Origin of the sequence: Burkholderia sp. Tr-20355, assembly GCF_017104685.1 — a bacterium.
In the GTDB taxonomy this organism is placed as follows: domain Bacteria; phylum Pseudomonadota; class Gammaproteobacteria; order Burkholderiales; family Burkholderiaceae; genus Burkholderia; species Burkholderia seminalis.
In genome coordinates this window covers 1-11,601 of the sequence record NZ_JAAGPK010000211.1, presented here as the reverse complement: position 1 = coordinate 11,601, position 11,601 = coordinate 1, and the positions used below count along the sequence as shown (strand labels likewise).

Below are 11,601 nucleotides of genomic sequence, written 5' to 3'. Positions count from 1 at the left end.
GAGGCCGAGCAGGCCGACGACGCTCGCGATCGATGCCTTGCGGCCGTCGAACAGCACGTCGACGGTCGCGTCGAACCCGCGCACGGCTTCGCGCGCCCGCGCGGCCGGCCGCGCATGCAGGCCGCCCGGCTGCGCCAGCACGATCTCGCGGCGCACTTCGTTCTGCGCCGCCGCACCGGTCTGCGCGGCCTGCACGGCCGCGTCGCCCTTGCCGCGCAACGTGAGCAGCGGCGTCTCGCCGGCCGTCGCGAAGCCGCTCGCGCGCTCGACGACCTCGAACGCGTCGGAGTTCGCGATCGCGATCACCGACACGAGCGAATGCGCGCTGCGCGCCACCGCATCCTGGTCGAATTCGATCAGCAGCGTGCCCGCTTCGACGCGCGCGCCGGCCTCGACGTGCGCGATGAAGCCCTGCCCGTTCAGCTCGACGGTGTCGATGCCGATGTGCAGCAGCACTTCGGCGCCTTGCGGCGTCGTGATCGTCACCGCGTGGCCCGTGCGCGCGAGATGCGACACGACGCCCGCGCACGGCGCGACGAGCCGGCCCGCGAGCGGGTCGATGCCGATGCCGTCGCCGAACATCCCGCCGGAGAACACCGGATCGGGCACGTCGGCCAGCGCGACGATCGGCCCCGTCAAGGGGCTAAGCAGGACGATCTGATCGGGGGTGGGGCTCTTCAACTGGGACTCCTCGGCGCGTCTCATCGGCTGTCTCGGCTATCAGTGCGTTTCGGTGACTTTGTTCAGGTGGCGCGGCGTGTCGGGATTGCGGCCGCGCGCGACGGCGAGATCCGCCGCCATCACGTAGAACGAAAGAATGGCGGCGATCGGGTCGAGCGCCGAATGGGCGGACTGCGCGAGCGGCAGCGTCGCGCCGGGCGTGCCGGCGGGCGCCGCGAGCAGCACGGCGGCGCCGCGGGCGCGCATGTCGTCGGCGAGCTGCAGCAGGCCGGCCTGCTCGGGCCCGGGCGGGGCGAACACGAGCAGCGGATAATCGCGGTCGATCAGCTCCATCGGGCCGTGCCGGACTTCGGCGCTCGAGAATGCCTCGGCCTGGATGCCGGAGGTTTCCTTCAGTTTCAACGCGGCTTCCTGCGCGATGGCGAGGCCAAGGCCGCGGCCGATGACGATCATCCGCTCGATACCGGCGAGCGCGGCGACGGCCTGCGACCAGTCGAGCCGGCCGGCCTGCGCGAGCACGTCGGGCAGCCCGCGCAGCGCGGTCATCAGCGCGGCGTCGCGCTGCCAGTAGGCGACGATCTGCGCGGACAGCGACAGCATCGCGATATAGCTCTTGGTCGCGGCGACCGACAGTTCGGGGCCGGCAAGCAACGGCAACTGGTGCTCGCATGCGTCGGCGAGCGGCGACGGCAGCACGTTCACGGCGGCGACGGTGCGTGCGCCGGCTTCGCGCAGCGCGGCCATCGTGTTGACGAGGTCGGGGCTCTTGCCCGACTGGGAGAACGCGATCGCGAGTTGGTCCTGCACCTTCAGCGGCGCCTGCTGCAGCGTCGCGACCGACATCGGCAGCGACGCGACCGGCACGCCGAGGCGGCTCATCGTCAGGCTCGCGAAATAGCTCGCGGCGTGATCCGAGCTGCCGCGCGCGACCGTCAGCGCGACGGCCGGCGGGTGATCGAGCAATTGGCCGGCGAGCGCTTCGACGCGCGTGGTGTCGGCGATCTGCGCGGCGACGACCTGGGCGGACTCGCGCGCTTCCTTAAGCATATTCGACAATCGATTCTCCTTCGACGTAGGTCGCGGTGAGGTTCAGGTCGCGGTCGAACACCGCGAGATCGGCCCATGCGCCGCGCTCGAGGCGGCCGCGATCGGCGACACCGAGGTAATCGGCCGCGTAGCGCGACATCCGGTTCGACACGTCGGCGATCGGCAGGCCGAGCGACACGAGGTTGCGCAGCGCCTGGTCCATCGTCAGCGTGCTGCCGGCGAGCGTGCCGTCGGCGAGCCGCACGCCGCCGAGGCACTTCGTCACGTGCTGGCTGCCGAGCCGGTATTCGCCGTCGGGCATGCCGGTGGCCGACGTGCTGTCGGTCACGACGTACAGGCGCGGAATCGCGCGCAGCGCGGCCCGAATCGCGCCCGGGTGAACGTGCAGCAGGTCGGGGATGATTTCCGCGTATTCGGCGTGCGCAAGCGCCGCGCCCACGAGGCCCGGGTTGCGGTGGTGCAGCGGCGACATCGCGTTGAACAGGTGCGTGAAACCGCACGCGCCGTGCTTGAGCGCGGCGACCGCGTCGTCGTAGGTCGCGAGCGAGTGGCCGAGCTGCACGCGCACGCCGCGTGCGGCCATCTCGCCGATGATCTCGATGTGGCCCGCGATTTCCGGTGCCAGCGTGACCACGCGGATCGGCGCGATCGACAGGTACTTCAGCACTTCGTCGAGCACCGCCGACACGGCCGCGTCGGGCTGCGCGCCGAGCTTGCCGGGGTTGATGTACGGCCCTTCGAGGTGCACGCCGAGCACGCGCGCGCCGCCCGGCGTGCGGGTACGCGCGACGGTGCCGAGGTTCGCGACGACCTGCATCAGTTCGTCGCGCGGCGCGGTCATCGTCGTCGCGAGCAGGCTCGTCGTGCCGAATTGCGCGTGCGTGCGCGCGATCGTCTCGATCGCGTCGCCGCCTTCCATCACGTCGGCGCCGCCGCCGCCGTGCACGTGCAGGTCGATGAAGCCGGGCAGGATGTACGGCGCGTCGTTCGTCGCGGGATCGACGGGCGCGCCGTCGAGCGTGGTGATGCGGCCGTTCTCGCTATCGAGCGAACCGTGAATCCAGCCGTCGGGGGTGAGGATGTTGCCAGTCAGCATGACGTTTCTCTTGATGATCTGGTGACGCGGGCATCCGCGTCGCGATTTGCCAATTCGTTGCGATTCATCGCGCGCGATTGCGTTCCATCGCGATCGCGCGCGATGCGCGCGCAGTCTCGCGCGTCAGCGTTTCAGTTCGGCGACGAAGTCGTAATAGTCGTCGCGGCAATACGTTTCGGTCACTTCGATCGCGCGCTGGTCGGCACCGTAGCCGATGCGCGTGATCACGAGGAGCGCCGCGCCGGGCTTTATCGCCATCCATTTCGCGATCTCGCGCGTCGCGTTCACCGCGCGAAAGTGCTGCAGCGCGCGCACGACGATCATGCCGCGCGCTTCGAGGTATTCGTACAGCGACGCGCCGAGCGCCTGCGGATCGGGCACCACCGCGGCCGGCAGCGTCGAGTGCTCGACGGCCATCACGATGCCGTCCGCGCGGCGCAGCCGTTCGAGCCGCGCCACCGTCGCACCCGGCGCGAGGCCGAGATGCGTGATCTCGTCGCGGCTCGCGGCGCGCAGCCGGCGCGACAGCCACACCGAATCGGGCACGAAGCCGCGCTGCTGCATCTTCGCGGTGAAGCCGACCAGACGCGACAGCGGATCGGCCACGCGCGGCGTGATGAAACTGCCCGCCCCGCGCGCCCGCTTGATCAGCCCCTGCTCGACCAGCAGCGCCAATGCGCGACGCGCCGTGATGCGCGATACGCCGACCGACACCGACAGCAACCGCTCCGACGGCAGCGCCTCGCCGGCCCGCCACGCGCCGCCGTGGATCGCGCTCGCCAGGTTGCGGGCGAGCTGCAGATAGAGCGGCGTGTCGTCGAGGGGATCGGGCGCCAGTTCGGACCAGCCGGTTTCCATGTGCCTCCGGGTGTCGGACGACGATCTCGGACCGTCGAAAGTGAACGCATTATATAACCACCATAATACCAGTCAACGAACTGGTATTAGCATCGCGGAAATCGCCGGAAGCCTTGCCCGGCAAGCGTTTTAGTGCCGGCAAGGCCTTTGTTTACAAAGCAGTGCGGGATAGGGATTTACCCGAGGTGGTATGCAAGGGGACAGTTCGAGGAGTGGATTTACCGCGTTTTCGGGCTGCGGAAGCAGACCAGGATAGAACCAATTTGAGCGACTGGTATGCATCGCGCGACGGGGGCATGCGGGCCGGGCGGGCCCGACGGGAACGCAAGCAGGCGCGCTCGAGAATGACGTCCAGGCGTGCGGCTCACGGCCGCCGAATCCCGCGCTTCGGCACGGCGGCCGGACGCGCTATCCGGCCGTCTTTCTCCACGACCGGAACAGCTCGAGCAGCGCGCGGCACGGTGTGGACGTCGCGCCGCCCCGCCGCCACACCGCGCCGACGTCCATCGTCGGCACGGTCACGCTCAGGTTCCGGCGGCTGATCCGGTTGCCTTCCAGCGACCACGGCCGATAAACGAGATCCGAGAGTATCGTCACCCCGTGCCCGAGCGCGACGAGGCTTCTCACCGCTTCGATCGACTTGCTCTGCATCCAGACGTTCGGCGCGATGCCGTAGCTGCCCCAGTACTTGCCGACCGTTCGCAGGTGCTCGTCCATGTCCAGCAGCAGATAGTTCTCGCGCGCGACGTCCTCGAGGGTGACGCGACGGGCGTCCTGCAGCGGATGACCGGGGTGGGTCCACAGCCGGCGCGGCGAGCGCAGCATCGTCTCGTATTTCAGGTCGCCGACTTCCGCGGTATTCGACACCAGCAGCAGCGCGATATCGAGGCGGTCGTCGACGAGCATCGTCTCGATCGTTTCGCGTTCGCTTTCGACGATGCTCACGCTCAGGTCGCCGAAGCGCCGGGAAATGGCGGACATCAGCGACGGCATCAGATAGGTCGAGATGGTTTCGGTCATCCCGATCCGGACATGCCCGGAGACCTGCTCCGGGTCCTCCTGCGCGGCCGTGACGGCGCGATCGATCGACGTCGTCGCGTGCTGCACGTGACGCAGGAACCGCTCGCCGGCCGGTGTCAGGCGCACGCCTTTCGGATGACGCAGCAGCAGCGTGACGCCGACCGCCTCCTCGAGGTTCTTCAACGCGATCGTCATCGACGATTGAGACACCGAACAGAGATTGGCCGACTTCGAAATTTGCCCCGTATCGGCAACGGACACGAAGTATTCGATCTGGCGCAGGGTGATGTGCGTGTTCACGGGAAAGGATCCGAGAAGGCCGGGCAGCGCCGGATCGGCACGGCCCGAAAGGCCCGAACAGTACGGCAGATCGATGGGCGCGATATTGATTCAATATATACCGGACCATCGAAAGGATGAATTTGTCATCGCTGCCGCCGCTTCCTAGCATAGTCGCAAACATGAAGCGGACGATGCAAACCGATGGAAACGCAGGAAAAGAAGGGCTATTGCACGTTGTGCCGGTCGCGCTGCGGCACGATCAACGTCGTGCGCGGCGACATGATGATCAAGGTCCGGCCCGACGATACGCACCCGACCGGCCACGCGATGTGCATGAAGGGAAAAGCGGCGCCGGAACTCCTGCATCACCCGAACCGCGTGCTGTACCCGATGCGGCGCACGCGTCCGAAGGATGCCGCCGATCCCGGCTGGCAACGCATCGGTTGGAACGAAGCGCTGTCCGAGATCGCGGAGCGTCTCGCGTATTTCAAGCGGGAAAACGGCGCCGAGTCGGTCGCCTTCGGCGTGACCACGCCCAGCGGCACGCCGATGAGCGACAGCATCGACTGGGTCGAGCGATTCGTCTGGTTGTTCGGGAGCCCGAATATTTGCTATGCGACCGAGATCTGCAACTGGCACAAGGACAGCGCGCATGCGTTCACGTTCGGCTGCGGCATTCCCGTCGCGGATTACCGGCATGCCGAGCTCATCGTGCTGTGGGGCAACAACCCCGCCAACACCTGGCTCGCGCAGGCCGACGCGATCGCGGAAGGCCGCCGCAACGGAGCCCGGCTGATCGTCGTCGATCCACGGCCGACCGCGCTCGCACGGGAAGCCGACCTGTGGCTGCGCGTCGCTCCCGGGACCGACGGCGCGCTCGCGATGGCGATCGCGCGGCAGATGATCGCGACCGGCAACATCGACGACGCCTTCGTGCGGGAATGGACCAACGGTCCGTTGCTCGTGCGGACCGACACCGGGCGGTTTCTGCGCGAGCGGGATCTCGACTGCAATGCGCCCGACAACCGTCATGTGCGCTGGAACAAGACGCTCGACCGGCTGGAACTCGCCGGCGAGGAAACCGCGACGCGGCCTGCCGACCTGTTGATGACCGGCGTGCGCCGCGTGACGATCCGGGATGCGGCGGGCCGTTGCGTGGACGTGGACTGCACGCCGGCCTTCGACCCCTATTCGAAGGCGCTCGACGCCTATACGCCGGAACATGCGGCCGCGATCACCGGCGTCGACGCGGCCGACATCGTGAAGGCCGCGCAGCTGCTGCGGCCGCATCAGGCCATTGCCTATCACGCCTGGTCGGGCGTCGGCATGCACACCAATGCGACGCAGACCGAGCGCGCCATCGCGACGTTGTATGCGTTGACGGGTGCGTTCGACACGCGCGGCTCGAACCGGGAATGGACGAAGCAGCCGGCCAACGCGGTCAGCCGCTACGCGATGCTCGACCCGCGGCAACGCGCGAAAGCGCTCGGCCTCGCGGAGCGGCCGCTCGGCCCGCCGGCGCAAGGCTGGGTCACGGCGCGCGACGTCTACCGCGCGATCCTCGACGGCGAACCCTACCGCGTACGCGCGCTGTTCGCGTTCGGCACGAACATGGTGATGTCGCAGGCGGATGGCGGCCTCGCGCACGATGCGCTCCGCGCGCTCGATTTCCATGTTCACTGCGATCTCTTCGAGACACCGTCGTCACGCTATGCGGACATCCTGCTTCCGGTGAACACGCCGTGGGAGCGCGAAGGGCTGCGGCTCGGTTTCGAGATCGACGCGCGCGCGGTCGAACTGGTGCAGCTCAGGCAACGCATGGTGCCGCCGCGCGGCGAGAGCCGCGCCGACTACGACATCGTCTTCGACCTGGCCGTGCGGCTCGGCATGCAGGACGCGTTCTTCGGCGGCAGCATCGAAGCCGGCTGGAATCACGTGCTCGCGCCGCTCGGGCTGGACGTCGCGTCGCTGCGCGCCCATCCGGAAGGCATCTACCGGCCGCTGCCGCAACGCGAACGGCAATACGCGGCGGCGACACCCGACGGCGTGCGCGGTTTCGACACGGAGACGCGGCGCGTCGAGCTGTATTCCGAGAAATTGCATCGTCACGGCTACCCGCCCGTCCCGCAGTACGTGCCGCCGCGGCATGGCGACGATGCGCGCGCGGACAACCGCCGTCGCTTTCCCTGCACGTTGACCTCGATGAAGAACGGCTACTACTGCCACAGCCAGCATCGCGGGCTGCCGAGCCTGCGGCGGCGCGCGCCGTACCCCGTGGCGGAACTCAACGACGCACTGGCGGCGGAGCACGACATCGTCGACGGCGACTGGTGCGTGATCGAAACCACGAACGGCACGGCGCGCTTCAAGGCGCGCGTCGTACCGGAACTGGCGCGCAACGTGATCGTGGCCGAATACGGCTGGTGGCAGGCATGCGACGAGGTCGGCCTCGATGCGTTCCCCGCGGGCGGCCGCGACAACAGCAATTTCAACTCGCTCGTGTCGGCGGCGCAACTCGATCCGGTCAGCGGCTCGTCGCCGTTGCGTTCCGTGCGCTGCCGCATCCGGCGCGACCCGTCGGTCGATCCGGCGCGCCGAGCGTGGAAAGGCCTGCGGGATTTCGTCGTGTCAGCCATCCGAGAGGAAGCGAGCGGCGTACGCACCGTCACGTTTCGCGCCGCGGACGGCGGCGCGCTGCCGGACTACTTGCCCGGTCAGCACGTGACGCTGCACATCCCGTCGCTCGGCGACGGCGGGACGACGCGTGCCTATTCGCTGACGGGCGCCGCCCGCGAAGACGCGCGCCGCAGTTACACGATCTCGGTGCGTCACCAGAAAGGCCGCACCCGCGACGGCACGGCGTTCGAAGGCGTGATGTCGTCCTACATTCACGGCACGCTCGGGGTCGGCGATCCCGTGTTGCTCGGCGCGCCCGGCGGGACGTTCGTCGTGCCGCCGGCGTCGCGCCAGCCCGTCGTGATGTTCGCGGGCGGCATCGGCATCACGCCGTTCATCTCGTACCTGGAATCGATCCGCGATCAGGCGGACCGGGCGCCGGAATCGCTGCTCTTCCATGCAAACCTGAACAGCAGCACGCACGCGTTCCGGGACCGCATCGAGACCCTGAAGCAGCGCCTGCCGACGCTCGAGGTCGTCAACTGCTACAACCAGCCGCACGGCGAGACGCCGGGACGGGACTATCAGCTGCACGGCTACCTGTCGGCCGACGTGGTCGCCGACGACCTGATCCGGCGGCGCGCGCGGTTTTATCTGTGCGGCCCCGAGCCGATGATGGAAGCGATCACGGCGGGACTGATCGCGCGCGGCGTGCCGCCTTTCGACATCTTCAAGGAAGCGTTCAGATCGCCGGCCCGGCCGACGCTCGACCCGTCGAAGCGATACGCGGTGCGGTTCACACGGTCGCGCCGCACGGCCACCTGGACGCCCGGCGACGGCAGCCTGCTGTCGTTCGCGGAAAGTCTCGGCATCGTGTTGCCGAGCGGCTGCCGGGTCGGACAGTGCGAGAGCTGCGCGGTCAAGGTCGTGGCGGGCGAGGTCACGCATCCGAGCGGACACGGGCCTGACGAAGCCGACATGTGCCTCGCCTGCCAGGCCATTCCGGCCACCGACGTCAGCATCGACGCATAACCCCGTCAACGAAAGGTTCACCATGAAACATTTCGATGCCGTCGCGACACGCGACGCGCTGGATTTCGAATCTCTGGTCGCACGCCTGAGGCAAGCGTTCGTCGACGGCTGCCACGTGCCGCTGCGGCATTCGCACGTCCTCAATGCCGGCAGCGCGGACGAAGGCACGGTGCTCATCATGCCCGCGTGGGAAGACCACGGCTATCTGGGCATCAAGACGGTCAACATCTTCCCCGGCAATGCGGAACACGGCATGCCCGGTTTGCACTCGACCTACGTGCTTTACGACGGGCGGACGGGCAACCCGCTCGCGCAACTGGACGGCAACGAAATCACGTCGCGCCGCACCGCGGCGGCATCGGCGCTGGCCGCTACCTATCTGGCCCGCCCCGATGCATCGCGCCTCGTGCTGCTCGGCAGCCTGGTGCCGCTTGCGTATCGCAGCCAGTTGCCGATCTCGCACGTCGAGGTCTGGGACAAGGATCCCGAAGCGGTGGCGCGACTGGTCGACCGGCTGACGCGCGACGGTTTCGATGCCGCGCCCGTCACGCATCTCGAGGACAGCGTCCGGCGCGCGGACGTCGTCACCTGCGCGACGCTCGCGACGGAGCCGATCGTCCGCGGCCGGTGGCTCGCCCCAGGCTCGCATCTGGACCTGATCGGCAGTTTTACGCCGCGCATGCGCGAAGCGGACGACGACTGCTTCCGGCAGGCGGAGATTTATGTCGATACGGACGAGGCCGCGCAAAAATCCGGCGACCTGCTGGGCCCGCTGGCGCGCAACGTCATTGCGCCCGACCGCCTGAGCCGGACGCTGACGGCGCTGTGCCGCGGCGAAGCGCAGGGCCGCACGAACGACCTTCAGTGCACCGTGTTCAAGGCCGTCGGCACCGCGCTGGAGGATCTGGCCGCGGCCATTCAAATCGTTGAAAAAACGCACTGAACCCGTGACGGGCAAGGAGATCGAGATGAAAGAGCTGATGGACGTGCCGCGCGGCGACGCACCGGCGGTCGAGCGCGAACGCGTGCTGGAACGGATGGCCGCGGGCATGGCGCGCTGGTCGGAGAAGTGGTTTCCGGACGCCTATATCTTCGCCGCGCTCGCGGTGATGATCGTGGCGGCGGGCGCAGTGGCGGCCGGGGCGCCGATCACGCGGGTCGGCGTGGCGTTCGGCGACGGCTTCTGGAGCCTCATCCCGTTCACGATGCAGATGGCGATCGTCGCCATCTCGGGTTATGTCGTCGCGGTGTCGCCGCCTGCGTCGAGGCTGATCGATGCGCTCGCGCGCGTGCCGTCGTCCGGGCGCGCCGCGGTGACGTTCGTCGCGCTCGTCAGCATCGTCGCGTCGTTGTTCAACTGGGCGATCAGCCTGATCTTCAGCGGCCTGCTGGTGCGTGCGCTCGCGCGCCGTACCGCGCTGCGCATGGATTACCGCGCGGCGGGTGCGGCCGCTTATCTCGGAATGGGCGCGACGTGGGCGCTGGGCTTGAGTTCATCCGCGTCGCAACTGCAGGCGAATCCGGACAGTCTGCCCAAGGCGCTGCTGTCGATCTCCGGCGTCATCCCGTTCACCGAGACCATCTTTCTTCCGCAGTCGATGCTGATGGCCGCGGTGCTGACCGTCGCGTCGCTGCTGATCGCGTATCTGTCCGCGCCCGACGGCGCGCGGGCGAAGACCGCGACGGAACTCGGCATTCCGCTCGACGAAAACCATGCCACGCTCGCCCGCCCGACCCGCCCCGGGGACTGGCTCGAATACAGCCCGCTCGTCACCGTCGTGATCGTGGCGATCGGCGCGATCTGGGCCTGGCACGAGTTCACGACGAAAAATCCGCTGATCGCGATCTCGAACCTGAACACGTACAACTTCGTGTTCCTGCTGCTGGGCATGCTGCTGAACTGGCGGCCGCGGCGATTCCTCAATGCCGTCGCGCGTTCGGTGCCGTCGGTCGCGGGTGTGCTGATCCAGTTTCCGCTGTACGGCGGGATCGCGTACATCCTGACCAAGGCGGCGGCGCCCGCCGGACTGCCGCTCTCCGATCACCTCGCCCACTTCTTCGTCGCGATGTCGTCGCATTCGTCGTTTCCCGCGGTGATGGGCGTGTATTCGGCCGTGCTCGGATTCTTCGTGCCCTCCGGCGGCGGCAAGTGGATCATCGAGGCGCCGTACGTGATCGAAGCGGCAAAACTGCTGCAGGTTCATCTGGGCTGGGCCGTGACGGTCTACAACGCGGCCGAGGCATTGCCGAACCTGATCAACCCGTTCTGGATGCTGCCGCTTCTCGGCGTGCTCGGCTTGCGGGCCCGCGACATCGTCGGCTTCACGTTCACGCAACTGGTGGTGCACCTGCCGCTCGTGATCTTCATGCTGTGGGCGCTCGCGGGCACGCTCGCCTACCATCCGCCGGTGATGCCGTAACGTGCATCGGGGCCGGCTTGCCGCCTTCGGTGCCAGTGCGGCGTGGCGTGGGTCGTGGCGCGCGTGCCGGCGGGGCATGCCGGCCTCAGTGGAATTCGCGGCTCGACGTGCGCAGGCCGCCGAGCAGCGGCGTCAGATCCTCGAAATGCTGCACGACGAGGTGCCGCACGTCGCTCGCGACCTGCCACACGCCGGACGCCGCGAGCAGCCGCGAATCGAGGGTTTCGCGGCGCTGCCGCGCGAGCAGCTCGGGCCGGACGATCAGGTTCACGCAGCCCGTTTCGTCCTCGAGCGTCATGAACATCACGCCTTTCGCGGTACCCGGCATCTGCCGCGCGGTCACGAGCCCGCACGCGCGTGCGAGCCGGCCGTCGGGACGGTCGTGCAGCTCGGCCGCGGACGACAGCCGCCGCGCACGCAGCGCGGGCCGCAGCAGCGCGACCGGGTGGCGGTTCAGCGTGAGGCCGGTGGTGTGATAGTCGGCGAGGATGTCGTCGGCTTCCGACGGCGCGCCGAGCGCGGGCCGCTCCGCTTCGTCGATCGGTGCGA

The 11,601-nt window shown here is 68.4% G+C and carries 9 protein-coding genes; 3 read left to right on the top strand and 6 right to left on the bottom strand.

Translation table 11 applies throughout. From position 1 onward, the window contains the following. The 5 genes from G3N62_RS31475 to G3N62_RS31455 form a co-directional block, all read right to left on the bottom strand. A partial coding sequence (locus G3N62_RS31475; protein WP_206141413.1) for a PTS glucose transporter subunit IIA occupies positions 1-705 on the bottom strand: 705 nt, incomplete at its 3' end. A gap of 15 nt (positions 706-720) precedes the next feature. Continuing rightward, a complete protein-coding gene (locus G3N62_RS31470) occupies positions 721-1,728 on the bottom strand; it encodes an SIS domain-containing protein (protein ID WP_049032194.1) in 1,008 nt (335 codons plus the stop codon). Continuing rightward, a complete protein-coding gene (nagA, locus tag G3N62_RS31465) occupies positions 1,721-2,824 on the bottom strand; it encodes an N-acetylglucosamine-6-phosphate deacetylase (RefSeq protein ID WP_034189247.1) in 1,104 nt (367 codons plus the stop codon). Before nagA ends, G3N62_RS31470 begins: the two co-directional genes overlap by 8 nt. Before the next feature lie 123 nt (positions 2,825-2,947). Next, complete coding sequence (locus G3N62_RS31460) at positions 2,948-3,682, bottom strand: GntR family transcriptional regulator (protein WP_124670210.1); 735 nt, start codon at positions 3,680-3,682, stop codon at positions 2,948-2,950. Between the two features lie 408 nt (positions 3,683-4,090). Then, on the bottom strand, positions 4,091-5,002 hold the full coding sequence (locus tag G3N62_RS31455; protein ID WP_049028411.1) for a LysR family transcriptional regulator: 912 nt from the start codon (positions 5,000-5,002) through the stop codon (positions 4,091-4,093). A 183-nt stretch (positions 5,003-5,185) separates the two neighbouring features. Here G3N62_RS31455 and G3N62_RS31450 point away from each other — a divergent pair, with 183 nt between their 5' ends. From G3N62_RS31450 to G3N62_RS31440, 3 genes are read left to right on the top strand one after another with little or no spacing between them, the layout of a single operon-like run. Next, on the top strand, positions 5,186-8,632 hold the full coding sequence (locus G3N62_RS31450; RefSeq protein ID WP_124670211.1) for a molybdopterin-dependent oxidoreductase: 3,447 nt from the start codon (positions 5,186-5,188) through the stop codon (positions 8,630-8,632). Between the two features lie 22 nt (positions 8,633-8,654). After that, positions 8,655-9,575 carry an ornithine cyclodeaminase family protein gene (locus G3N62_RS31445; RefSeq protein WP_124670212.1) on the top strand — a complete coding sequence of 307 codons (921 nt, stop codon included), beginning with the start codon at positions 8,655-8,657 and terminating at the stop codon, positions 9,573-9,575. A gap of 25 nt (positions 9,576-9,600) precedes the next feature. Further along, positions 9,601-11,052 (top strand): TIGR00366 family protein, encoded by a 1,452-nt coding sequence (locus tag G3N62_RS31440; protein ID WP_124670213.1) that lies wholly within the window; start codon positions 9,601-9,603, stop codon positions 11,050-11,052. A gap of 85 nt (positions 11,053-11,137) precedes the next feature. On the opposite strand, the gene G3N62_RS31435 is transcribed toward G3N62_RS31440, so the two are convergent. After that, positions 11,138-11,601, bottom strand: a 464-nt coding sequence (locus G3N62_RS31435) for an OB-fold nucleic acid binding domain-containing protein (RefSeq protein ID WP_346778210.1), incomplete at its 5' end; no start/stop codon positions are given.

What these genes read in the sequence shown, in the direction of transcription:
- G3N62_RS31445 (WP_124670212.1), top strand. Translation starts at nt 8,655, where the DNA reads ATGAAACATTTCGATGCCGTCGCGACACGCGACGCGCTGGATTTCGAA.
- G3N62_RS31450 (WP_124670211.1), top strand. Translation starts at nt 5,186, where the DNA reads ATGGAAACGCAGGAAAAGAAGGGCTATTGCACGTTGTGCCGGTCGCGC.
- G3N62_RS31460 (WP_124670210.1), bottom strand. Translation starts at nt 3,682, where the DNA reads ATGGAAACCGGCTGGTCCGAACTGGCGCCCGATCCCCTCGACGACACG.
- nagA (WP_034189247.1), bottom strand. Translation starts at nt 2,824, where the DNA reads ATGCTGACTGGCAACATCCTCACCCCCGACGGCTGGATTCACGGTTCG.
- G3N62_RS31470 (WP_049032194.1), bottom strand. Translation starts at nt 1,728, where the DNA reads ATGCTTAAGGAAGCGCGCGAGTCCGCCCAGGTCGTCGCCGCGCAGATC.
- G3N62_RS31440 (WP_124670213.1), top strand. Translation starts at nt 9,601, where the DNA reads ATGAAAGAGCTGATGGACGTGCCGCGCGGCGACGCACCGGCGGTCGAG.